This is a genomic window from Streptomyces sp. NPDC001348 (assembly GCF_053597535.1).
The window spans coordinates 60,558-82,956 of record NZ_JBSFIK010000025.1 but is presented as its reverse complement, the minus strand read 5'-3'; the positions used below and the strand labels follow the sequence as shown (position 1 = coordinate 82,956).

Here is a 22,399-nt window from a genome sequence, read left to right as displayed (position 1 = left end):
CGGCCGCCGGACGCGCTTCACTCCCGTGGGTTCCACCGATGCCGTCCCTCATGCGTCCAGGCGGGCTGTCGGGCACCGCGGGGGAATGTTCGGGTGGGCGGAGGGCAACCGAACGGTCAGTCAAAGGTGAAGCACACACGGCATGTGACGCCGCGTGTGCCGGTCGACCACACGGGAGTGTGCCCCATGACAAGCTACGGGAGTTCCCCTGCCGCGACCTCGCGTACCAACGGGATGGCCGTCGCCGGTCTCGTCTGCGGCATCGTCGGAATCTTCTTCCTGAACATCGTCCTCGGTCCGCTGGCCATCGTCTTCGGCGCCTTGGGTCTGCGGCAGGCGGGGGCCCGGAACGGCGCGGGCATGGCCAAGGCGGGAATCGTCCTGGGCATCGTCGATTTAGTCATCTTCTTCGTGCTGTTCGCCGTGGCGGCGTCGAACGGCGGCTTCGCCTGGTACGTGGGCAGCTGATCACCGCACGCGGCGGTATCCGCTCGGAGCGGCCACTCAGGTGGCCGCTCACTACGGTGCGGCGGGACGTTCCGGGGGCTCGCCCCTCAGGTGAGGGCACCTTCGAGAGGGATGCGCAGGGCGAGGAGGGCCACGTCGTCGTCGTTGCGCGCCGGACGGACCCGGCGCAGCAGCTGGTCGGTGAAGGCCGCGAGGGGGCGGTGGGCGAGAGCGGCGGCGTGTTGCCGCAGGCGGTTCAGGCCCTCGTCCAGGGAGTGGCCGGCTTCTTCGACGAGACCGTCGGTGTACAGCACCAGCGTGGACCCCGGCGGCAGCACGGCCGTGGCGTCGGGGCGGGGGATGCGCGCTCCCGTTCCCAGGAGAATGCCGTGGCCCTCGGTCAGGTATTCGGTCAGGCCGTCGCGGGTGACCAGCAGTGGCGGCGGGTGCCCGGCGTTCGTCCACGACAGCTCCCACTGACCGTCCTGCGTCGCTTCCAGCCGGGCGAAGACAAGGGTGGCCATGGGCACGTCGGTGATGGGCACGATCGCTTCGTCGAGCCGTTCCACGATCCGGCTGGGAGGATCCTGCTGGGACCAGGCGTAGGCGCGGAGCATGTTGCGCAGCTGCGCCATGCCGGCCGCGGCCTCCAGGTCGTGCCCGACGACGTCCCCGACGGCCAGGGCGGTGAGGCCGTCGGGGAGTGTGAACGCGTCGTACCAGTCGCCGCCGACCTGTGAGGCGTCGGGGGCGGGCAGGTAGCGGACGGTCATCTGCAGGCCGGGAACGTGCGGCATCAGCGGCAGCAGGTGGTTCTGCATGGTCTCGGCGACCTTGCGCTGACGCTGGTAGAGGCGGGCGTTGTCCAGGGCCAGCCCGGCGCGGCGGGCGATGTCCTCCAGCAGGGGAAGATCGGCGGGGGTGAAGTTCCCCGGCTTCTCCGCTCGGCCCACGGTCAGGGCGCCCAGCACTTCGCGGGTGCTGCGGATGGGGGTGATGGCCGCGGAGTGGATGCCGGTGGCGTCGAACAGGCGGCGCTGTTCCACCGCGATGCCGGAATCCGGCTGGCCCCGGTAGGTCTCGGGTCCGGCCAGGTTGGACGCGACCCCCCGCAGGGCCCTGGACAGCGGCATCGGGGATTCGTCCGGGACCGGCGGCATCGGGCCCTGCAGGTCCTCGTGGTGCACCAGGGTGTCGCCGTCGGCGTGCACCACGGCCGCGCGCCACACCTCGTCCCGCTCGGTGATCAGATCGATGACGACCCAGTCCCCGAGCCGGGGCACGACCAGGTCCACCAGTCGGCGCAGCGCCTCGTCGACGTCGAGGGTGGAGGTCAGGCTCCCGGTGGTCTCCGCCAACAGGGCCAGCCGTTCGAGCTCCGTCAGCGACTCGGCCGCGGGCTCCGGCTGCCGGGCGGTGGCCCGCGGCCGGTCGGGCGTGTGGAAGAGGACGAGCGCGCCGGCCTCCTGGGCACCGATGTCGTAGGGGGTGATCAGCCAGGAGACGGGCAGCACGGAACCGTCGCCACGTGCGAAGTGCTCCTCCTCGGCCTGTGCGGTGCGTCCGGCGTGGAAGGCCTGCCGCATCACACACCGGGTCCTGGAGAGCGACTGGCCGTGCGGGTCGCGGTGCAGCAGGTCGTGTGCGTCGTGGCCGAGGAGGTCCTGGGCGGATCGGCCGAGCAGATTCTCGGCACGGGCGTTGACCGCGATGATGCAGCCCTGCTCGTCCACCACGTAGGCCCCGGTGCCGAGGGCGGCCAGTGCTTCGGGCAGCGCGGCGGCCGGTGCCGGCAGGGCCCCGTCATCGACGACACCCCTCTGCTCCGGCCCCGTCATGTCCTCGCCTCCCTTTCGTTCCTCGTCCCGTCCCGGGTTCCCTGCGTGTACCCGGGAAAAATGGAAAGTCCGGCAGTGTGGACACGATTCTGCTGACTTTCGGCCACAGCACAGCCGATCATGGTCGCATCACCGATCTGCTGCGCTCCGCCGGCGTCACCGCCGTCGTGGACGTACGCACGGCCCCGGGCAGCCGGCGCGATCCCGACCTGTCCCGGCAGCGGCTCGCCGAATGGATGCCGCCCAGCGGGATCGCCTACCGCTGGGAACCCGCTCTCGGTGGATTCCGCAGACCGCCTCCGGACAGCCCGGACGTCGTCTGGCGCAACGCCTCCTTCCGCGGTTACGCCGCCCACACCCGCTCCCCCGAGTTCGTGACCGCGGTCGACCGGCTGCTGCACGATGCCGCTCGCGCCCGCACCGCCGTCATGTGCAGTGAGGCGGTCTGGTGGCGCTGTCACCGCCGGCTGATCGCCGACTTCGTGGTGCTCGCCCGGGGCATACCGGCCCACCACCTCATGCACGACGGACGCGTCAGCGTGCACACACCGACAGAGGGTGCACGACTGCGCGACGACGGACTGCTCGTCTACGACGGACTCGACAGCGCGGACCACCGGGTCGGTGGGGCGGCACCGTGATCGTGCCCCGGCCGCGGCGCCCGGTGTCTCGCGGGCCGGCGCCCCGGTGCGGATCCGCCGCCGTTGACCATGGCCCTGCGGACGGCATCCTCGGGACGAGCAACTGCTAGCGTCCCGCCACATGGACGACAGCGTGTACGTGGGGAACGCGGGCAAGGATGCGGCGCTGGACCGGGGCTGGATCCTCGGGCACTTCAAGGACGCCGGCGATCCGCGCCACAGCGAGGCCGTGGAGATCAAATGGGGTGTGCATCCCCGTGGCGACGAGCGCGCCCAGTGGGTGGAGGGCGAGGTACGCACAGCTCTCCTGGTGCTCATCAGTGGCCGCTTCCGCGTCGAACTTCCCGGCCGCAGCGTCGTTCTGGAGCAGCAGGGCGACTACGTCGTCTGGGGCCGCGGCGTCGACCACTCGTGGTTCGCGGAGGAGGAGTCGGTGGTGCTGACCGTCCGGTGGCCGTCCGTTCCCGGTTACGCGGTGGCGCAGGAGGATCGGTAAGGCCGGAACCGGGGCCTGCCCCGCCCGGCTTCCCTCGGCCGACTGCTACGTCTGGGCCTGGGCCTGGGCCTGGGCCTGGGCCTGGGCCAGCGTCTCGTTCAAGTGGTACTCCGAGATTCCCCGCATGAACTCCCGGTCGGGGAAGTCCCCGTCGAGCAGCCGCAGCGGCCCGGCCGTCAGTGACAGCCGGTGGGTGAGCGTGTAGAGCGCGAGCCGGTGTTCGTCCAGGCCCTCCACCGCCAACCGGCGGGACACGTGCCCGTCGGGATGGCGCAGCCGCAGGAACGCGTGCTCCCACTCGACGTCGAAGTACAGCAGATCCTCGATGTCGATCAGAACGGGGTTGCCGTCCCGGTCCACCAGCACGTGGTCCAGCCCCAGTTCGCCATGGACGACCGCGTACTCGGTACGCGGCCGCACCGCCGCGGCGAGCTCTCGCAGCCGCTCCTCCAGCCGGTCACGGGCGTCAGCCATCCTCCGGTCGCGCGAAGCGGCCTCGGCCAGGCAGCTCATCGCGAAGTCGAGCGCTGCGTCCTCGCAGCACGTCGCCCGTGACATCCCCCCTGCGTCGATCAGGCCGACCTTGCCGAAGGACGCCGCCCGATGACTTCGCATCGCCGTCAGGGCATCGGCGAGACGGTCCATCGTCGGCTCCGCGGCTCTCGGATCGCGCTCGAGCAGATGCATCAGGTTCTCGCCCGGAAAGTCCTCCACGATCGCGAGGTCGGCCGGGTGGCGGGTGCGGTCGCGGTCGGCCAGGTGGAGCTCGGGGACCCGTAGGCCCAGGGCGGCCAGCCGGGTGCGGGCCGCCTCGAACAGGTCGAGCCCGGCACAGGAGGAGAACGGATCCGTGAGGTCGCCGTCGCCTTCGGCCGACGGCCAGTAGTTCTCCGACTCGTCCCACAGGTAGGCGATCGCGGTCGTGGCATCGTCCATCGTCAGGCGGTACACGCCCTTCCTGCTTCCGCCCGCGAGTCGCTCGACCGTCTCCAGTCGCCGCCCGCCGCCCAGCGCGGCCCGGGCCGTACCCGCCAACTGGTCGCGCGTCACTTTCCTCCACGTCACATCCATCCGCCACCTCTCCGGCTCGGCAACCGGGGCACCGTACGCGAGCCACGCCGTCGATGCCGAACGATTTGTCGGAGCCGCCGGCCCGGGGACGTCCGTGCCGACCGCGCCGCAGGGCCGGTTCCGCGTCGCAGCCGAAGGAAATACATGTCTTGCTTTATAGTCATTTGACATGATTTCAACCCACGATGATGGTGTGTGCGAACGCGGCAGGCCGCCCCAGGCGCGCCGCTTGGTGCTGGGCCTGTTCCCGCTGGTCGCGACCGTGGTCACCTTCATGACGCCGTCCGCTCAAGCCGTGGCGGCCACGGGTCTCGGCGCCGACTGGGACGCCATCGCACGATGCGAATCAGGCGGTAACTGGCGCGCGAACACCGGCAACGGACACTACGGAGGTCTGCAGTTCAAGCAGTCGAGCTGGATCGCCGCAGGTGGCCGCAAGTACGCACCGCGGGCGGACCTGGCGACGAAATGGGAGCAGATCGCCGTGGCCCGCCGCCTCGCCGCACTTCAGGGCATGAGTGCCTGGGCATGCGCGTGAGGGCTCTGCCGCACCGGGCGGCCGCCGTCGCTTCAGCGCCGCTGCCCCCAGGCCATCAGCATGCCCGGGCCGAGTTCGGCGAGCCCGGGTGAGGACAGGTATGCCCGTGCCTCCTCGATGACGGTGTCGTCCACCCGGCCGGTCTCCGCCAGCGCGGGCCGCATCCGGCTCCAGGTCTCGGACCAGAAGCGAGCCAGAGGGCCGCCCGCGGCCAGTGGCGGGCAGTACAGTTCCGCGGCGACTCCCCCCAGGCCTTCCTCTCTCAGAAAGTGCGGATACGCCGGGACTTGCGAGGTGTCGGTGCCGATCGTCGACTTCAGCGCCTGCCACATGGCGTCCATGGTCCGCCGGTAGGCGGACGAGGTGTCGAGCGCGTCCGGTATTTCCACGGCGTCGCCGAGCACCAGCCAGCCTCCGGGGTTCAGCCAGCGCGCGAGCCGTGCGACGAGGCGGCGGCGCTCGGGCAGGTGCATGAGGACGAACCTGGCATGGATCAGGTCGAAGCTGCCCGGCCGCAGGTTCTCGTCCGTGAGATCGGCGGTGACCACTCTCAGCCTCGGGCCCGCGAGGGCGGCCAGGGCACCGGTGTCCCGGTCCAAGGCGACCACCTCTGCCGCGCGTGCCTCCTCCAGCAGCCAGCGCGCCACGGTTCCGGTGCCGGCACCGACCTCCAGGCAGCGGCTGCCCGGTCCCACGCCCAGTGCCCGCAGACGGCCGGTGGTGACGGGGTCGTAGACCAGCGCGGCCGCGTCGATCCGCTCCGCTTCCCGTGGGTGCTCCGGCTCGAACAGGTCCTCGCCGTAACAGCCGTCGCGGGAGCGCGTCCGGTCTGAGGGCGGTGACCCGGTCATGGCAGGACCTCCTGTCCGAGCGCCGTCTTCTCAGCCGGCCCGGCCGGGGGCCACCGTACGAGAGCCCGGCGCGCAGGCGTCGAAGGACTGCTCCCCCGTACGTTCGGCAAGGGTGCCGGTACGCTCACGCGGGCTCTCCGCTGTGCTGTTCCGCACGACGTCGGGACGCCTCGATCTCCGCGTAGGCGGCATCCCGCCCCTCCCAGTGGGAGCCTTCCACGCTCTTGCCGGGCTCCAGGTCCTTGTACACCTCGAAGAAGTGCGTGATCTCCAGCCGGTCGAACTCCGGGACGTCGCCGACGTCCTGGAGGTCCGCGTATCTGGGGTCGTGGGCCGGCACGCACAGGACCTTGTGGTCGGGCCCGTGCTCGTCTCTCATGCAGAACATGCCCACCGCGCGGCACTCGATGGTGCAGCCCGGGAAGGTGGGGTCGCCGGTCACTACCAGAGCGTCCAGGGGATCGCCGTCCTGGCCGAGGGTGCCGTCTATGTAGCCGTAGTCGGCCGGGTACTGGGTCGAGGTGAACAGCATCCGGTCCAGACGGATCCGGTGCAGCTCGTGATCCATCTCGTACTTGTTGCGGGACCCCTGGGGGATCTCCACGGTCACGTCGAACTCCACGTCCGCCTCCTCGCCGTCCGCGCACCCGGCGCCGTCGGGAAGTCCACCCGCCGTACGCCGACACGGCGCGCCTGACACCGGACGTGCACTTCCAGTGTGCGCCACCTTCCCACCGGCGGCCCACCGGGCCTGCCGCGGGCTGGCGCCATGGGCGGGAGGGCACCGGATCCCCCCGTTATGTTTTCCTCGGTCCTGCAAGGGGGCCGCCGGCCTCCGGGCCCGGCATGACTGTTCCCCCCCCGGGCGAGGCGAAGACCGACGCGAAGGACGCCGCGGTGATCGCGGACGCAGCCCGGACCAAGCCGCACACCCTGCGCTCGCTTCAACTGACCGACGAGATCACCGCCGAGCTCACCGTGCTGGTGGGCTTCGACCAGGACCTCGCGGCCGAGGCCACCCGCACCTCCGATACTCGGCCTGCTCACCCAGTTCCACCCCAGCCTGGAACGCTTCCTGGGCCCGCGCCTGGACCACCCCGCCATCACCCGGCTGCTGGAACGTTACGGATCCCCAGCCGCCCTGCGGAAAGCCGGACGCCGCAGGCTCGTCGGGGTGCTCCGGCCGAAAGCCCCGCACATGGCCCAACGGCTTTTCGACGAGATCTTCGACGCACTCGACGAACAGACCGTCGTGGTCCCGGGCACCGGCCCCCTGAACCTCGTCATCCCCTCCCTGGCCCGCTCCCGCCACCGTCCACGAACAGCGACGAGCCCTGGAAGCGCAGATCGGACAGCTGCTGGAGGCTCACCCTCTTTCCGCGGTCCTGACCTCGATTCCGGGGGTCGCGGTCAGGACCGCCGCCACCTTGCTGGTCACCGTCGGCGACGCCGCCGGCTTCCCCACCGCCGCCCACCTGGCCTCCTACGCCGGCCTCGCCCCCACGACCAAGTCGTCGGGGACCTCGATCCACGGCGAACACGCACCCAGAGGCGGCAACCGACAGCTCAAACGCGCGATGTTCCTGTCCGCGTTCGCCGCGCTGCACGACTCCGCCTCCCGCGCCTACTACGACCGCTGCCGGGCCCGCGGCAAGACCCACACCCAGGCCCTCCTCCGCCTGGCCCGCCAGCGGATCAACGTGGTGTTCGCGATGCTCCGCGACGGCACCCTCTACGAACCCCGAACCCCACGCCTCGCTTGACGAAAGACATAGAGGCACCCGCCCCCGCGCCTGACCGCGTTCGCCGCGGCCAGGACACGGTCGCTGTCGCAGGTGCTGTGCGCGCTAGGCGTCCGCGGCACGGGCCGCTCCGTGTCCCGCCGTTGGGAGCGTCACCTGTCACCGCAGTTGGTTGAATGCCTGGTCGGCGTCGGCCACGGCCTCGGGGTGGACGTCGTGGGCGGCTCGACCGTCGGCGATCTTCTGCCAGTTGGTCCGGGCGAGCACCCGTTGGACCGCGAGTACCTGGGCGGCTCGCAGGCGTGCCTGGATGCCTTCGCCGAGGGCGTCCGCCAGTGCCTCCTCGTCCTCGAGCTGGTACCGCGTGAGCCGTCCTGCCAGGCTCGGTGTGGTGAACACCAGCCGATGGAACGCCACCACCTCGGGGTGGTCGTTGAGGCCGGTGACGGGGTCGTACCGATCGAGGCCGGCCCGGAAGTGCCGGTGCAGCGCCGTCACCGGCTTGATGCCGGACTCACGGTCACGTACGACGCGTGCCGCCTCGCCCTGGTGGTCGGCAAACCGGTGCAGTACCAGGTCTTCCTTGGTCGGAAAGTACCGGAAGAGGGTCGGCTTGGAGATCTCGGCCGCCGCGGCGATGTCATTGACCGAGACGCGGTCGAAGCCGTGCTCCAGAAACAGCGAGACGGCCGCGTCGCCGATGGCGTCGCGTGTCCGCTCCTTCTTGCGGGCCCGCAGTCCCGTCGGCTCGCTCATACGACCAGCGTAACATTCATTACCGAGTTGCTTTTTTAACCAAGTAACGTTTTCATGTCTGGTGTGAATCAGACGGACATTCCTCCCGTGCTCGTGACCGGGGCGACGGGCCGGGTCGGCCGCGTCGTCATCGACCAACTCCTCGATGCGGGGGTGCCGGTCCGCGCCCTCACCCATCGCGCCGAGATGGCGGCGACGCTGCCGGCGAAGGTCGAGGTCTTCACCGGTGACCTCACCGTGCCCGAGTCGCTCGACCCGGCATTGAAGGGCGCCGGTGCGGTCTTCCTCGTCTGGACAGCGCCGCCTCAGACCGCCGCGGCAGTCGTCGAGCGGCTGGCAGCCCACGTGCGGCGGGTCGTCTTCCTCTCCTCCCCGCACCAGACGCCGCACCCCTTCTTCCAGCAGCCCAATCCCATGGCGGTGCTGCACGCCGACATCGAGCGGCTCATCTCGGCCACCGGACTCGAGTCGACGATCATCCGGCCGGGCATGTTCGCGTCGAACTCGCTGGCCTGGTGGGCACCCGCGATCCGGGCCGGTGACGTCGTCCGGTGGCCCTACGGCGCTGCCGAGTCGGCACCGGTCGACGACCGCGACGTCGCAGCCGTCGCGGCGCGGACGCTCTATCAGGACGGACACGTCGGAGCTGACTACGTGCTTACGGGCCCCGAATCGCTGACCCAGGCCGCGCAGGTGGACGTCATCGGTGACACCCTGGGCAAGCGGATCGCATTCGAGGAGATGACGCCGGACGAGTTCCGGAGCCTGTCGGAGGGCACGGCTCCCAGCTCGGTCGTCGACATGCTGCTCGCCGCGTGGAGCGCGGCGGTCGGACAGCCCGCGTACATCACCACTGCGGTGGCCGACATCCTCGGGACGGCGCCGCGAACGTTTCGTCAGTGGGCCTCCGACCACGCTGCCGAGTTCACGGAGGGTTCGTAACCTGGCCGACCGCGACCCACATCTACGGCCGCAGCCCTCAGTTGTCCGCCTCCTTCCGCCTGCAGATCCTCCTCTCCGGCTTCGTAAGCAGCAAGGAGCAGCACGTCGAAAGCAGTTCGGGAGGCACTACGGCCGTCGGCGCTCTCCGGATGTTCACGACGATGGGCAGCAGCGCGAAGGCTCCGGAGGTGGCGAGCCCCGTCCGGGCGTGTGCGGCTCCGCACGGGCTGAGGACAAACGCTGGCTACGGGCGGAGGTAGTCGGTTGTGGCAGTGGCGTTGCCCACTGCCCCGCTCCCGGGAGCGGGGCGCCTCCCGAAGTCGGGTTTGGCACACATTCCGTGAAACGGTCACACACTGTTCAGTGACGTCGGCCGCTGAGATGATCACTACTCATCCACGGCTGAGGAGTCGGGGCCCAGATGAGTAGCTGGTCGCCAGAGGTAGATGAGGTGTTGGAGGCGTCGGGATGGACGCCTGGACGGAAGACAGACACGCCCCGCTGGCGATCCGTGTTCGAAGCGGTCGGCCTCGCCATGCACGACGCTGCGGAAGCCTTCCTGCAAGAGTTCGGCGGTTTGATTGTGACCGTCAGCGGACCAGGGATCAGCTGTGCACGCACGCCATTCGAGCTGGACCCCGAGCTGGCCTGGGGCGAGGATGACCGATTCACGGAGTGGGGCGAAGCGATCGGACGCCATCTCTACCCGCTCGGCGAGCTGGACCACGGCCGGTACTTTCTGGGCATCGACGAAGTGGGCGTGATCTATCTCGTCGAGACCTGGGTTGCCAGTTTCGGACCGATGCCTCACGCCATGGAGAACTTGGTTCGCGGCGTGGCTCCTCGCCGAGTCGATGAGGGGTACGAGCCAGCGGAACAGCCGTCCTGACGCGTCGGTCACCGGCCGAGCAGGACTCGCTTCCACAGGAGCGGGAATCCGGCTCGGCCGGACATCTCCCGTTTGAGCATCTTGATCCGGATGACATGTCCCTCTACGACGCCCGAGTTCCAGGGCAGGCTGAGACCGGCGACGACAGCGTCGCGATCGCGGTCGATACCGGCGGCGAGGGTGTGGAGGCCGGGCACGTTGTCATTACGGACTGCGCCGAGCCACTGGTGCAGCCGCTGGTCTTGCCGCTTGGTGAGGATCTCGGCGAAGGAACGGAGATGTCCGGTGAGTGCATCCAGTTCGGGGCAGTGGACCACGACGGCCTTGAGGCGGAGCTGTTCCGCCTCAATGAGGGTGTCGGGGTGGCGGAGGATCCAGCCGGCGACCGCGCGAGGCGACGGTGGCGGTGCAGTGACGGGATCTGCCGCGCCACGTACGCCGAGATCGGCAGGGCGGCGGGGCTGTCCGCGCCCGCCGCCAAACGGCGCCTCGACCGGCTGGTGGCCACGGGCGCGATCCGCGGTTTCACCGCCCTCGTCGATCCTCAGGCGTTGGCCTGGCACACCGAGGCGTTCGTCGAGGACTACTGCAGCGGCAATCCGACCCCCGCCGAACTGCGCCGAGCCCTGGAGGACATCCCCGAGGTCGTCGAAGCCTGTACCGCCTCCGGCGCCGCCGACGCAGTCGTCCACATGCTCGCCAGAGACATCCCTCACCTGGAACAGGCCATCCAACGCGTACGCGCCACCGCTCCCGTCGAACGGACCGAGAGCGCCATCGTGCTCTCCCGGCTGTTGAACCGGCCTCGCGTGTGATCCACACCACGGATTGGGTTTGTCCTGACTGACGATGAATGGAAGAGGACGTGCTGGAGGCCGGCAAGGCCGCCCGCCTCGGCTGCCGTGCCGCGCCCCGCGAGGCAGCCCGCTGGCAGCACGGTCACGGCCTGTTCGTGGAGGCGGAGCTGGGCGGCCCCTGAGAGTCGTCCGATCCTGTGGGAGGTTCAGGCGAGGTGCAGCATGGTCTTCCAGGTACTGCCACCGTAGGCCACGGCGGTGGCAGGTGCGACGCCGCCCTTGCCGTCGCCCCGGTAGAGGTGGAGGGTTCCGTCGTTCCAGATGGCCATGAGGTCGGCGATACCGTCCCCGGTGAAGTCGCCGGCCGTCAGCTGACGGACCGTTCCCCAGGTGTTGCCGCCGACCGGCACCGGGACCTGACCGGCGACCTGGCCCGTGCCGTCACCCGTATAGACATGCAGGGTGCCGTCGTTCCAGATGGCCATCAGGTCGGCGATCCCGTCGCCGTTGAAGTCACCGGAGGCAAGCTGCTTCACCGTGCCCCAGGTACTGCCGCCCGTGTTCACCTTGACGCCCGGCGCAAGCTGCCCGTCGCCCTTGCCCGTGTCGAGATGCAGGGTGCCGTCGTTCCAGATGGCCATCAGGTCGGCGATCCCGTCGCCGTTGAAGTCGCCGGAGGCAAGCTGCTTCACCGTGCCCCAGGTGCTGCCGGCCTCGGTCACGGTGACGCCGGCGGTGAACTCGCCCTTACCGTCGCCTTTGTAGAGGTGGAGGCTGCCGTCACCCCACACGGCCATCAGGTCGGTGACACCGTCGTTGGTGAAGTCGCCCTTGGTGAGCTGTTTCATGGTCTTCCAACTGGTGCCGCCAAGCTGGCCGATGTTCTGGCCACTCAGTCCCTTGGCGGTGTCACCCGGATAGAGGTGCAGGGTCCCGTCCTCCCAGATGCCGGCCAGGTCGGCGACACCGTCGGCGGTGGCGTCGTCCTGGGCGTGGAAGGCTGTCCGGTGGATCCAGCCCGCGAGGTCGTCGACGCGCACGTCGATCGCTCCGGTACGGGTCTCGGCGGGATCCACGCCGAGACAGCCCCCTTGCCAGGAACGGCTGTTGATGGCGACGAGTTCGGGTGCGCCGCTGGTGACGCGGAGTGCGGGGCCCCCGGCGTCCCCCTGACAGATCACCGCTTGACCGGAACCGGTGAGGCTGACGTCGCTTCCGGACACGGCAGCGACGGTGAACGGGCTCGAGTGCAATCTGTCCGGGGCCCATTCGGTGGTGGTGCGGCCGAAGCCCAGGACCATGAGCTGCTCGCCCGAGGCCGGGCCCCCGCCGGCGAGCCCTGCCGGGGTGACACCGGGGACACGGCGCGCCAGCTTGACCATCACCACGTCCCGGTCGGCGTGCGGTACGAGTTCGACGGCGTCCACGACCTTCCCCCCCGTCTGGGACAGGTCCGTACGACCCACCGTGACGGTGGTCCTGACCGCGGGCTTTCCGGGCGGAACGGGCTTGCCGCCGTCGGCGAAGCAGCTGGCTGCGGTGAGCACCCACTGCGGATCCACCAGTACGCCAGAACAGGCTTGCTGCTCCCCGACGTCGATCTTCGCGGTGAATGCGAGAGCGATGTCCTGGACGTCGTCGCCGGGAAGTGCCGTGGCGGAAGAGGTGGAGACCAAGCCGCTCGCAGCCGTGGCGGCCGCGAGAAGTCCTGCAGTCCACGCGACACATGAACTCTTTCCAGTCATAGTTGTCCTTGGTGGGGGTTGCGCGGCGGGGAAGTGGCACTGCTGCCGCCTGAGCCGGGCGGCGTCTGCCAGGGTGGGCCGGGGCAGGGTCATTTGCTGGTTCGGATCTCCATGAGAGTGAAGTCGCGGGCCTGCGGGTCGGCGGACTCCCCGACCGGGGTCCACTCGCCCACGCCGACCGGGACCTCCTGCGGTGTGGCATCCGGTGCGGTCAGGGTGACGTCCGCGGTGTGGTCGGCCGAGCCCTTGACCGCGAAGGCCATGGGTATCTCCAGGGTGAGCCAGCCGGAGGTGCCGGTGGTGCGGAAGCAGGCCTTGCCGTTCTTCCGTGACCACACCTCCATCAGCCCGGTGGCGGACGAGCAGTCGACGAGGACTATGTGGCCGTCACCGCGTTTGAGGACGATCCCCTTCTCGGCCTTGATCTTGTCGGCGTCCGGGTAACCGAAGTCCTCTACGGCGTACCCGGGCTGGCTGTCGGCCGCCATCACCGGCATGCCGGAGTCACCGGCACGGGAGGATGGGCCGCCGGCGACGACGGCCGCGGCGGCACATGCCAGCGTGACCGCACCGATGGCGGTGATCCGCCGTGTGAGCTTCATACAGGGCTCCTTGGGGAAGCACGTGGTGGTGAGAGTGGTGTCGCGCGCAGTCGCGTCCGGGTTTCAGAGCCCCAGCATGCTGGTGATCGGTGAAATGAGGTCATAACCGATTTGCGTGACCTTCGTGCCCACGCTGACGGCGCCGTAGGCACCGATCCACTTCGACTGGCCGAAGGTGAGCACGGACAGCCCGGCACTCGCCATGGAATGCCAGAACCGGCCGCTGGTCACTCCGTAGCCGATGCCCGTGCAGATGACGTTGAGCACGGAGAACCCGACGGAGACTGCCCCGAAGCCGCCCGCGATGGCCTCCAGGAACGGCACAGCGGGCGGAGCGAAAAAGCCGACCAGCAGGCTGCCGACGCCGATGCCGGCGGAGAGGAGACCGGCACCGATACTCAACTCGTTGAACATGTTCGCCAGCCACCGCGCCTCCGACTGCCACTGCGGAACGTCGGGGTCGTCGTTGCCCGGCGAGTCGGCCGGGTTCTGCCCGGCGTCCTTGGCCTTGCGTGCTGCCTCGGCCGCCTGCCTGGCCGCCTCCGCGAGCTCGGCCCGCCGCTTGTTCAGGGCGATCTGATGCGCCTGGCTCGCGGCTGCCGCAGCCGTACGGGCGTCCTTGCCGGCCTGGACGGCCGAGGCGCGGGCTGAAGCGGCGGAAGCCTGTGCCGAGTTGGCCGAAGCCACCGCCCGGTGGGCGGCGTCCACGGCCCGGTTGGCGGAATAGTTGGCCGACCGCGCGGCCCGGCGAGCGACGCTGGCTGCCTGCTGCGCCCGCTCGGCCGAGGCCTGTGCGTCCTTGGCGGACTGCTCGGCGGCGTCCGCGTTGGCGTCCGCCTGCTTGGCGTAGCCGGCGGCCTTCGCAGCCGATTCCTTCGCCTTGGCCGCCCACTGCTGAGCCTCGTCGGCCGCGTTGCGGGCCTTCGCCGCGGCTTCCTGGGCACGGGCTGCGTCTTCCTGTGCGTTGTGCGCGATCTTGGCGGCGGCGGCGATCGCGCCCTGCATGGCGGCGGTGTGGGTGGCGAAGTCGTAGTCGAGTTGTGCGGTCTTGTACTGCACCGACGCGACGAAGTTGCGACGCATCCAGGCCGGGCCTTCCATCGCGGCCTGGGCGTGCGCCTTGGTGTACGGGCCGCCCGTGCTGATGAGTGCGGCGACGGCGACCGCGTCGTCCTCCCGCTGCGCCGCCTCGTAGGTCACGCTGAGGAATTCGTGCAGGGCTTCGGCGGTACCGGTGTCCAGTGCGGCGTTGGCCGCCTTCTTCACGGCGCTGCCGGGGGCGTTGGCCAGCACGCGCGAGACCGCGACGCGGTTGTCCGTCGCCGCCGCCTCGATGACGCCGTCGCCCAGGAACTTCGTGGCGGCGTCCGGGTCCTGGCTCGCCAGCGCCGTGGTCACGGCGTCGGCCACGTCCGGGGTGGCGACCTGGGCCAGGTAGAGGGCGGTCTCCCGGTCGTCCTGCTTCTGCGCGAGCTGCCGGTCACTGTCGATCCACGCATGGACGTCGGCGTCCGCGCCCGACAGGGCGAACCGCGCCGCCTCCCGCGACCAGGTGCCGCGGGAGTTCATCAGGGCGACGGCCGCCTTGCGCCCGAGGATGGCGGCACGCTCCAGATCTCCCGAGGCCAACGCCGACTCGGCCTGGGAGACAAGATCCTTGGTGGCCTGCTCCTCCAGGTCGGCCTGCGTACGTTTCCCAGCGAGTTCTGTCCTCTCCTGATCCTCGATCCGGGCCAGCAGGCCAGCCTCTGCCACCGCCTGCTTCATGTCCTCGTCCAGACGCTGCGACTCGGCGTCCCGCGCCTGCTGTTCCACCTCGACCGCCTGGGCGACGGCGTCGGTGGCGGTGTTCGCCGCCTTGGTGGCCTCGTTGGCGAACTCGGTGGCCTTCTTGGCGTATTCCACGGCTTGGCCCGCGTACTTGGCCGCCCACTCGGCGGCGTCCGCGGACTTGTCCGCGTGGTCGGCCGCACTGTTCGCGGCGTCGCGTGCGGTACGGGCGGCCGCCGCCGCGTTGTTCGCCAAGGCCTGTGCGGTGCCTGCGGCGTTGGTGGCGAGCTGGGCGTTGCTGTTCGCGATCTGTGCCTGCCGCCGGGCCTCCGCGGCCTCGTCCTGCGCCTTGCCCGCGGCGGAGGCTGCGGAGGCCGAAGCGTTCGCGGCCGCGGCGGCGTTCCGGGCCGCCGAGGCGGCGGCGGATCCGGCGTTCGCGGCCTGGGCCGAGGCGGTGGCGGCGTAGTCGGCGGCACCGGCCGCGCTACGGGCCCTGGCCGCGGCGTTGCGCGCGGCGACTGCGGCGTCCTTGGCGGCGGACGCCTTGGTCGCGTCCTTGGAGGCGGCGATGGCGGCGCCGTACGCCCTGGCGGCGGCCGAGCCGGCAGTGGCCGCCGCCTGGCTCGCGGCGGTGGCGGCGTAGGCGGCGCGGCGGGACGCCTGGACGGCGGCGTGCGAGGCGCGGATGGCGACCCGGGCCGAGTCGGCCGCACCCTTCGCGGCCTCGGCCGCCTTCCGGGCTGCCTTACCGGACTTGACCACATCGTCCTGGGCCGCCTGTGCCTCGGCCGCGGCCTTCTCGGCCGCTGCTTTGGCCTTGTCGGCGGCCTCGACGGCGCGGGCGGCGGCCTCCTCGGCCTCCTTCGTGTTCGCGTCGGCCTTCTTGCCCTCGCGTTCGACGACCGCGACGAGTTCCTCGATCGTCGAGGCCTCCTGGTCGCGGGCACGGGCGATGTGCTGGCCGGTGTCGAGGAACCATTCGACATCGTCGTCGCTGCCGGACAGGGCTCGCGAGGCGTACTTCTGCACCTCCGGACCCGCCTGCACCATGAGGGCGGACACCTCGACACGCATGTCCTCGAAGCGGGCCGTGTACTGGCCGTCGGTGAGGAACTTCTCCAGGGCGTCCTGGGTTCCCGCGTCCAGGGCGGCGCTGCCGTCGCGGCGTACCGCTTTGGCGCCCGCGGCCATCACGGTCGTGGTGGCCACCTGCAGATCCTCGAGGATGGCGGCCTCGAAACCGCCGTTGAGGTAGTCGGCGATGGCGGCGTCGCCGTTGTCGAGTGCCGCGCCGGCCTCTCGCCGGGTGCCCTTACCGCCACTGGTGAGGGAGGTGACGAGTGCGACGCGGTTGTCCTCGGCCGTGGCCTTGGGAAGGTCGACGGCCAGAAAGGCCTGGACATCGGTGTCGGTGCCGGTCAGCGCCGTTTCTGCGGCTGCACGGACTGCCTTGCCGCCCAGCAGCCATGCTTTGACGATCTTCGCCCGGTCGGTGTCGGGCAGGTTGAAGGGGTCACCGTCGGCGTCGTCGTTCGGTGCGGTGCCGGCTCTGGCGGGTAAGGGGGAGACGACGAGGTTCGTGGCGGTGACGGCCGCGGAGGCCGCGAGGGCGCCGAGGACACGTCGTCTGCTCCAGAAAGTGGTATCCAAAGCGGTCCTTTCGCAATGGGTGAGGAATCGGTACAGCTACGCCGAAAAATCAATTCACCAGCGCCAGCCAGGTGTTGGGTCCGACGATGCCGTCAGGTGTGAGCTGGTTGCGGGTCTGGAAGGCGACGACGGCGTCGTGGGTCGCCGTGCCGAAGGTGCCGTCGACCGACAGCGACGCGCCGTGGGCGTTCAGTTCGGCCTGCACCGCCTTGACGGCCGCGTTGTGGTCACCCTTTTCGACAGTGGCGACGAGGGCCTGCCAGGTCTTGGGTCCGACGATCCCGTCGGCGGTGAGCCGGTTGCGGGTCTGGAAGTCGATCACGGCGTCGCGGGTCGCCGGGCCGAAGGCGCCGTCCGCCGACAGCGCGGCGCCGCGGTAGGCGAGCAGGTACTGAACGGTGGTCACCTGGCGGCCGCCATAGCCCTGCTGGACGACCGGCCACGCTCCGGCCGGTGGCGGTGGTGACGGCTTGTAGGTACCGTCGGCGGCGAAGTCCCGCAGGTTCTGTTGCGTGCCGTTGAACAGGTCCTGGTCCCCGGGAAAGGTTCCGGAGTCGGACGTCTGCCAGACGGCGTAGGTGGACCATCCGCTGGGCAGGGGCTGAGCGGTGCCGGTGTAACTCCCGATCCAGAGCAGGTTGGTGGCACCGAACGCGGAGGAGTTGCCGGTGCACTGCGACCACCACGACATGTTGGTGTTGATCACCGGGTGACGACCGGTGCGGCTCAGGTACTCGTGGTCGAACGAGGCTATCCAGTCGACCATCGTGGCCGGCCCGAGCCCGTAGCAGGTTGGCACGTTCGGGGAGGGCTCGACGTCCACGACACCGGGCAGAGTCTTGCCATCGGGCCGCCAGGCCCCGCCGTGGTCGATGAAGTAGTCGGCCTGGGCGCTGCCTGAGGACTTGTCCGGCCTGGCGAAATGGTAGGCACCGCGGATCAGGCCGGCTGCCGCTGATCCGTCGTACTGTTGATTGAATTGGGAACTTACATACGAGGTGCCCTCGGTCGCCTTGACGTAGGCGAAGGAGGCCCCGTCGGCAGCCACCGAGGACCAGTCCACATTTTCCTGGTAGCCGCTGACGTCGAGCCCTCGCACGGCGTTGTCCGCGGTCTGACGCGGCCGCGTTCCGTGGACCGGGCCGATGCCGCCCGAGCCTCGGCCGGGGCTGTTGACACCGTTGTGTGCCCGGGGCGTGTCGAGCGCGGCCGACGCCGGGGTCGGGGCCAGCAGGGCGGCGGTCGCGGCCACCGCGGTCAGCGCGCCGAACACCGCCGCGCGCAGGCGGTATTCGCCACGGGGAGAAGCCATTCGGGACGATTGCGGAGCTCTCAGGCCATGCGCCATCCGTGAATGTCCTTTCGGGTCGTCCGCCCGTCTGGGCGGCGGTCGTGCCGCCACGGAGCCGCGACGGGCATGCGGCCGGGAGGCCGCATGCCCGCGCCCGCTTGCGAGGCGTGTTCCGGCGGCACCCCCGTCGCCGCCGGTCACGGAACAGGGTTCTGGATCGGCTCGTTGTTGCGCACCCGCCCACCGCCCCGTGAAACAAACCGTTCCTACCGTCGGCCATGGGGTTCGAACGGCTGGAACGTGCCGTTCAGGGATGCGGCCGACATGAGGCGGTGCGAGGGTTGTGCCGCACCGCTCATGCACTGTTCGCGCTGACCAAGGGGGATGTGATGGGACGCCGCGAGAGTCCGTTGGATCCGGCAGCCGGGCCGGTTCAGCGGTTCGCGTTCGAGCTGCGCATGTTGCGCCGGAACGCGGGAGGTCCGACCTACCGGGTCATGGCGCAGAACACGGACTACTCGGTGGCAACGTTGTCGAGGGCCGCCGCGGGCGATCAACTGCCGTCCCTGGCAGTGACGCTGGCCTATGTACGGGCGTGCGGCGCAGACCCCGAGGAGTGGGAGCAGCGCTGGCGCGCGACGGCTCAGGCAGCTGCCACCGAGGGTCAGGACGCCGACGATGCGGACGCCCCCTACCGGGGACTGGCCCGTTTCGAGCCCGATGACCGGGACCTGTTCTTCGGGCGCGACCAGCTCGTGGCTCAACTCGTGGAGCGCGTGCGCACCCGCCGCATGGTCGTGGTGGTGGGCGCGTCCGGCAGCGGGAAGTCCTCCCTGCTGCGCGCGGGAGTCATCCCCGCCCTCCGCACCGGTGGCTCGGCGGGGTGCCGACTGGCGGCCATCAGGATCCTCACTCCGGGACCGCGCCCGTTGTCCACGCACGCCGACGCGATGACGGCCGGCCAGGAACCCGGGGACATGGTCCTCGTGGTCGACCAGTTCGAGGAGCTGTTCACCCTCTGCGCGGATCCGGCCGAGCGTGCGGCCTTTCTCGACCAGTTGGTGACCGCGGTGGAACCGGAGAGCAGGCTGCGGGTGGTGCTCGCGGTACGGGCGGACTTCTTCGGCCGCTGCGCCGAGCACCGGCCCCTCGCCGCGGCGATCCGGGATGCCGCCCTCGTCCTCGGTCCCATGGGCCCCGCCGAACTACGCGAAGCGATCGTCAAGCCCGCCGCAGCCGCAGGACTGATCATCGAGCGCACTCTGACCGCGAAGATCGTCGAGGACGTCGTCGACGAACCCGGCGGGCTGCCGTTGATGTCCCACGCCCTGCTGGAAACCTGGCGCCGCCGCAGGGGCCGTACCCTCACGCTGGCCGCCTACCAGGCAGCGGGCGGTGTGCATGGTGCCCTGACCCACACCGCCGAAGAGCTGTACACCCGGCTCCCCCAGGAACAGGCCGAGGTCGCGCGGCGCATCCTGCTACGGCTGATCACGCCGGGTGAAGGAGCCCAGGACACCAGCCGTCCCGCCGACCGCGCCGAGCTACAGGCGCACGGCTCCACCGACCGGCCCGGCGACACGGCCTCCGTACTGGAACTGCTCGCGCGCGCACGGCTGATCACCCTCGACGGCGAAACGGTGCACCTGGCCCACGAAGCGTTGATCACCGCCTGGCCGCGGCTTCAGGCCTGGATCGACAGCGCTCGCGACCGCCTGCGCGTCCACCGTCAGATCACGGAAGCCGCCCGTGCCTGGAGCGCACTCGACCGGGACCCCGGGGCACTGTACCGCGGCACCCGCCTCGCCACAGCCGAGGAGTGCTTCAGCGGACATCGGGAGGAACTCGCCCTGGTCGAGTGTGCGTTCCTCGACGCCAGCGTCGCCGCTCGGGAGCAGGAGCAGCGGGCGGCGGCCCGCACGGCCCGGCGCTTCCGCGTGTTGCTGGCCGCGGTGACCGCACTGCTGTTGCTCGCATCGACGGCCGCCGTCGTCGCCTTCCAGCAGCGCACGTTGGTCCGCGCCGGCCGCGACCGGGCGGTGGCCGAGCAGGTGGTGGCCCGGGCGGGTCAGCTCAGCGCGACCGATCCGTCCCTGGCAGCCCGGATGTACGTGACGGCACACCGGCTGCGGTCGGACCCCGAAGCGGCCGCAGGGCTCCTTGACAGCCAGAACGTCGCACTCTCCTCCGTGCTGACCGGGCATACCCAGGCTGTGTACGCGGTGGCGTTCTCCCCGGACGGACGCACTCTCGCGACCGGGGCCGGTGACGACACCATCCGGCTCTGGGACCTGGCCCACCCCGCGCACCCCGCCGCGCTGGGCAGACCGCTGACCGGGCACACCAACTGGGTGTACTGGCTGCAGTTCTCCCCGGACGGCCACACCCTGGCCAGTGCGAGCCGGGACGGTACGGCACGGCTGTGGGACGTCCGGGACCCGCTGCACCCGAAGGCCCTCGGGAGACCACTGACCGGGCACAGCGACTACGTCTTCTCCGTCTCGTTCAGTCGCGACGGCCGCACGCTGGCCACCGCCGGCCATGACCACACCGTACGGCTGTGGGACGTATCCGACCCTGCCCACGCCAAAGCCCTGGGACACCCGCTCACCGGGGCGAGCGACTCCGTCGCCTCGGCCGCTTTCAGCCCGGACGGCCGCACGGTGGCGGCGCCCAGCCACGATCACACGATTCGTCTGTGGGACGTCACCGACCGGACGGATCCGAAGCTGTGGCGCAAGCCGCTGAACAACCCGGACGTCGTCTACGCGGTCGCCTTCCGACGGGACAGCCGGCTGATGGCCAGTGTGGGCAACGACCGGAAGGTGTGGCTGTGGGACGTCTCCGACCCCGCCCACGCCAAGGCCCTGGGCCGGCCGCTGACCGGCCACAGCGACACCCTGCTCGCGGTGGCGTTCTCACCGGACGGCCGGACACTGGCGACCGGAGGCGCGGACCACACCATCCGGCTCTGGGATGTCTCCGACCCGTCGCATCCAGCCGCACTCGGGCAGCCGTTGATCGGTCACGCCGGATTCGTCAACTGGCTCGCGTTCAGCCCTGACGGACGGTCACTGGCCAGTGCGAGCGACGACCACACCGTACGACTGTGGCAGCTACCGCGTACCTTTGTCGCCGACCACATCGGTGCCGTCACCAGCGTTGCGTTCAACCCCGACGGCCGCAGCATGGCCGCCGCGGGCAACGGGACGGTAAGGCTGTGGGACGTCCGCGATCCGGCGCGCGGCAGAGAGCTGAGCGAGTTGCCGGGCGAGCGCTCCGCCACCCGGGTCGTGTTCCACCCGCGAGGTCGCTTGATGGCGAGCGCCGACAGTGACGGCACCGTGCGTCTGTGGGACGTCTCCGACCAAAGACGTCCCCGGCATGTCGGCACGGTTCGCACCGGCGGCGCCGACCAGAGCGACGTACTGGCCTTCACGCCCGACGGGCGCGTACTGATCACCGGCGGTCCGGAGTACAGCCTGCGACTGTGGAACGTCACCGATCCCACCCGCCCCACCGCCCTCGGCGACCCACTGACCGGGCACATCAGTTTCGTCCACTGGGCGGGTGTCAGCCCGGACGGCCGCACCCTGGCCAGTACCAGCGAGGACGACAAGGTCCGGCGGTGGGACATCCGCGATCCGGTACGTCCCCGAGTCCTGCCGGACCTCCGCACGGGTGACACCGGCGGCACCCTGTGGGGCGCGTTCAGCCCCGACGGACGGCTGTTCGCCACCGCTGGCATGGGACACGACGTGCGCATCTGGAACGTCTCGGCCCCCGCGCACGCCACGGCCCTCGGCCGAGCACTGACCGGCCACACCGGAGCGGTGACCTGGGTGGCCTTCACCCCGGACGGCCGTACCGTGGCCGCCGCCGGCGACCGGAGCGTCCTCATGTGGAACGTCACCGACCCGGTCCGGCCGGTTCCATGGGGCAAGGGACTCACCGCCGGTCACACCGGCACGATCGACACGGCCGCCTACCGCCCTGACGGGCAGATGCTCGCCACAGGGGGGCCGGACGGTGCGATCGAGTTCACCTCCCTCGGACTCGACCGGGCAATCCGGCGGATCTGCGCGAGCACCAACGGTCTGCTCACCCCGGAGCAATGGCCGGACTACATACCGGAACGGCCGTATGCCCCGGCATGCCGCGACTGAGGAGGCGTCCCGCACGTCAGCGCCGGTCCGGCTTCCCGCCGCTCGAGCGTCGCAGCCGTTCGCTCCAAGGGGGCACCGGCCCCGGAGGTTTGTTGCACACGGCGGCACCGGGGTGCGCAACAACGGACTCCTGCAGAAGCCTTGGACCTGGCCGGCGACCCGTCATA

At 70.4% G+C, this 22,399-nt stretch carries 18 protein-coding genes and 1 pseudogene; 10 read left to right on the top strand and 9 right to left on the bottom strand.

All coding sequences use genetic code 11. The features are described from left to right. Window positions 1-186: 186 nt before the first annotated feature. Complete coding sequence (locus ACWC21_RS25060) at window positions 187-468, top strand: DUF4190 domain-containing protein (protein WP_450885053.1); 282 nt, start codon at window positions 187-189, stop codon at window positions 466-468. A gap of 86 nt (window positions 469-554) precedes the next feature. On the opposite strand, the gene ACWC21_RS25055 is transcribed toward ACWC21_RS25060, so the two are convergent. Continuing rightward, on the bottom strand, window positions 555-2,285 hold the full coding sequence (locus ACWC21_RS25055; RefSeq protein WP_450885052.1) for a SpoIIE family protein phosphatase: 1,731 nt from the start codon (window positions 2,283-2,285) through the stop codon (window positions 555-557). 77 nt (window positions 2,286-2,362) lie between these two features. Here ACWC21_RS25055 and ACWC21_RS25050 point away from each other — a divergent pair, with 77 nt between their 5' ends. Both ACWC21_RS25050 and ACWC21_RS25045 read left to right on the top strand, forming a co-directional pair. Continuing rightward, complete coding sequence (locus tag ACWC21_RS25050; protein ID WP_450885051.1) at window positions 2,363-2,926, top strand: DUF488 domain-containing protein; 564 nt, start codon at window positions 2,363-2,365, stop codon at window positions 2,924-2,926. A gap of 121 nt (window positions 2,927-3,047) precedes the next feature. After that, a complete protein-coding gene (locus ACWC21_RS25045) occupies window positions 3,048-3,422 on the top strand; it encodes a signal peptidase I (protein ID WP_450885050.1) in 375 nt (124 codons plus the stop codon). Between the two features lie 45 nt (window positions 3,423-3,467). Here the strand turns inward: ACWC21_RS25045 and ACWC21_RS25040 are convergent, their stop codons facing one another. Further along, window positions 3,468-4,493 (bottom strand): phosphotransferase family protein, encoded by a 1,026-nt coding sequence (locus ACWC21_RS25040; RefSeq protein ID WP_450885049.1) that lies wholly within the window; start codon window positions 4,491-4,493, stop codon window positions 3,468-3,470. Between the two features lie 274 nt (window positions 4,494-4,767). Between ACWC21_RS25040 and ACWC21_RS25035 the strand changes: the two genes are divergently transcribed. Continuing rightward, window positions 4,768-5,031, top strand: a complete 264-nt coding sequence (locus ACWC21_RS25035; RefSeq protein WP_450885098.1) for a transglycosylase family protein — start codon at window positions 4,768-4,770, stop codon at window positions 5,029-5,031. Between the two features lie 32 nt (window positions 5,032-5,063). Here the strand turns inward: ACWC21_RS25035 and ACWC21_RS25030 are convergent, their stop codons facing one another. Both ACWC21_RS25030 and ACWC21_RS25025 read right to left on the bottom strand, forming a co-directional pair. Then, on the bottom strand, window positions 5,064-5,882 hold the full coding sequence (locus ACWC21_RS25030; protein ID WP_450885048.1) for a class I SAM-dependent methyltransferase: 819 nt from the start codon (window positions 5,880-5,882) through the stop codon (window positions 5,064-5,066). Between the two features lie 124 nt (window positions 5,883-6,006). Further along, window positions 6,007-6,504, bottom strand: a complete 498-nt coding sequence (locus tag ACWC21_RS25025) for an inorganic diphosphatase (protein WP_450885047.1) — start codon at window positions 6,502-6,504, stop codon at window positions 6,007-6,009. Window positions 6,505-6,743: 239 nt separating this feature from the next. Between ACWC21_RS25025 and ACWC21_RS25020 the strand changes: the two are divergent. Further along, window positions 6,744-7,645, top strand: a pseudogene (locus ACWC21_RS25020) (IS110 family transposase); the annotation flags it as partial. A 138-nt stretch (window positions 7,646-7,783) separates the two neighbouring features. Here the strand turns inward: ACWC21_RS25020 and ACWC21_RS25015 are convergent. Continuing rightward, complete coding sequence (locus ACWC21_RS25015) at window positions 7,784-8,380, bottom strand: TetR/AcrR family transcriptional regulator (protein WP_450885046.1); 597 nt, start codon at window positions 8,378-8,380, stop codon at window positions 7,784-7,786. An 87-nt stretch (window positions 8,381-8,467) separates the two neighbouring features. On the opposite strand from ACWC21_RS25015, the gene ACWC21_RS25010 reads away from it, so the two are divergent. The 4 genes from ACWC21_RS25010 (at window position 8,468) to ACWC21_RS24995 (ending at window position 11,190) form a co-directional block, all read left to right on the top strand. Further along, complete coding sequence (locus ACWC21_RS25010; protein WP_450885045.1) at window positions 8,468-9,322, top strand: NAD(P)H-binding protein; 855 nt, start codon at window positions 8,468-8,470, stop codon at window positions 9,320-9,322. A 421-nt stretch (window positions 9,323-9,743) separates the two neighbouring features. Continuing rightward, window positions 9,744-10,211: an SUKH-3 domain-containing protein gene (locus tag ACWC21_RS25005; protein WP_450885044.1), complete on the top strand. Its 468-nt coding sequence runs from the start codon at window positions 9,744-9,746 to the stop codon at window positions 10,209-10,211. A 95-nt stretch (window positions 10,212-10,306) separates the two neighbouring features. Continuing rightward, a complete protein-coding gene (locus tag ACWC21_RS25000) occupies window positions 10,307-11,026 on the top strand; it encodes an Lrp/AsnC family transcriptional regulator (protein WP_450885043.1) in 720 nt (239 codons plus the stop codon). Window positions 11,027-11,064: 38 nt separating this feature from the next. Then, the gene (locus ACWC21_RS24995) at window positions 11,065-11,190 is read left to right on the top strand and encodes a hypothetical protein (RefSeq protein WP_450885042.1); all 126 of its coding nucleotides are present in this window, start codon (window positions 11,065-11,067) and stop codon (window positions 11,188-11,190) included. A gap of 24 nt (window positions 11,191-11,214) precedes the next feature. Here ACWC21_RS24995 and ACWC21_RS24990 read toward each other — a convergent pair whose 3' ends face one another. The 4 genes from ACWC21_RS24990 to ACWC21_RS24975 all read right to left on the bottom strand — a co-directional run bounded on the left by ACWC21_RS24990 (window position 11,215) and on the right by ACWC21_RS24975 (window position 18,087). Then, complete coding sequence (locus ACWC21_RS24990) at window positions 11,215-12,684, bottom strand: FG-GAP-like repeat-containing protein (RefSeq protein WP_450885041.1); 1,470 nt, start codon at window positions 12,682-12,684, stop codon at window positions 11,215-11,217. Window positions 12,685-12,842: 158 nt separating this feature from the next. Further along, on the bottom strand, window positions 12,843-13,355 hold the full coding sequence (locus ACWC21_RS24985; protein WP_450885040.1) for a hypothetical protein: 513 nt from the start codon (window positions 13,353-13,355) through the stop codon (window positions 12,843-12,845). A 63-nt stretch (window positions 13,356-13,418) separates the two neighbouring features. After that, window positions 13,419-16,775, bottom strand: a complete 3,357-nt coding sequence (locus ACWC21_RS24980; RefSeq protein ID WP_450885039.1) for a hypothetical protein — start codon at window positions 16,773-16,775, stop codon at window positions 13,419-13,421. 49 nt (window positions 16,776-16,824) lie between these two features. After that, the gene (locus tag ACWC21_RS24975; protein ID WP_450885038.1) at window positions 16,825-18,087 is read right to left on the bottom strand and encodes a GH25 family lysozyme; all 1,263 of its coding nucleotides are present in this window, start codon (window positions 18,085-18,087) and stop codon (window positions 16,825-16,827) included. 476 nt (window positions 18,088-18,563) lie between these two features. Between ACWC21_RS24975 and ACWC21_RS24970 the strand changes: the two genes are divergently transcribed. Continuing rightward, complete coding sequence (locus ACWC21_RS24970) at window positions 18,564-22,232, top strand: nSTAND1 domain-containing NTPase (RefSeq protein WP_450885037.1); 3,669 nt, start codon at window positions 18,564-18,566, stop codon at window positions 22,230-22,232. Window positions 22,233-22,399 lie beyond the last annotated feature (167 nt).

What these genes read in the sequence shown, in the direction of transcription:
- ACWC21_RS24995 (WP_450885042.1), top strand. Translation starts at nt 11,065, where the DNA reads ATGGAAGAGGACGTGCTGGAGGCCGGCAAGGCCGCCCGCCTCGGCTGC.
- ACWC21_RS24985 (WP_450885040.1), bottom strand. Translation starts at nt 13,355, where the DNA reads ATGAAGCTCACACGGCGGATCACCGCCATCGGTGCGGTCACGCTGGCA.
- ACWC21_RS24975 (WP_450885038.1), bottom strand. Translation starts at nt 18,087, where the DNA reads ATGGCTTCTCCCCGTGGCGAATACCGCCTGCGCGCGGCGGTGTTCGGC.
- ACWC21_RS25040 (WP_450885049.1), bottom strand. Translation starts at nt 4,493, where the DNA reads ATGGATGTGACGTGGAGGAAAGTGACGCGCGACCAGTTGGCGGGTACG.
- ACWC21_RS25015 (WP_450885046.1), bottom strand. Translation starts at nt 8,380, where the DNA reads ATGAGCGAGCCGACGGGACTGCGGGCCCGCAAGAAGGAGCGGACACGC.
- ACWC21_RS25060 (WP_450885053.1), top strand. Translation starts at nt 187, where the DNA reads ATGACAAGCTACGGGAGTTCCCCTGCCGCGACCTCGCGTACCAACGGG.
- ACWC21_RS25045 (WP_450885050.1), top strand. Translation starts at nt 3,048, where the DNA reads ATGGACGACAGCGTGTACGTGGGGAACGCGGGCAAGGATGCGGCGCTG.
- ACWC21_RS25035 (WP_450885098.1), top strand. Translation starts at nt 4,768, where the DNA reads ATGACGCCGTCCGCTCAAGCCGTGGCGGCCACGGGTCTCGGCGCCGAC.
- ACWC21_RS25005 (WP_450885044.1), top strand. Translation starts at nt 9,744, where the DNA reads ATGAGTAGCTGGTCGCCAGAGGTAGATGAGGTGTTGGAGGCGTCGGGA.
- ACWC21_RS24970 (WP_450885037.1), top strand. Translation starts at nt 18,564, where the DNA reads ATGGCGCAGAACACGGACTACTCGGTGGCAACGTTGTCGAGGGCCGCC.
- ACWC21_RS25030 (WP_450885048.1), bottom strand. Translation starts at nt 5,882, where the DNA reads ATGACCGGGTCACCGCCCTCAGACCGGACGCGCTCCCGCGACGGCTGT.
- ACWC21_RS25055 (WP_450885052.1), bottom strand. Translation starts at nt 2,285, where the DNA reads ATGACGGGGCCGGAGCAGAGGGGTGTCGTCGATGACGGGGCCCTGCCG.
- ACWC21_RS25000 (WP_450885043.1), top strand. Translation starts at nt 10,307, where the DNA reads ATGTCCCTCTACGACGCCCGAGTTCCAGGGCAGGCTGAGACCGGCGAC.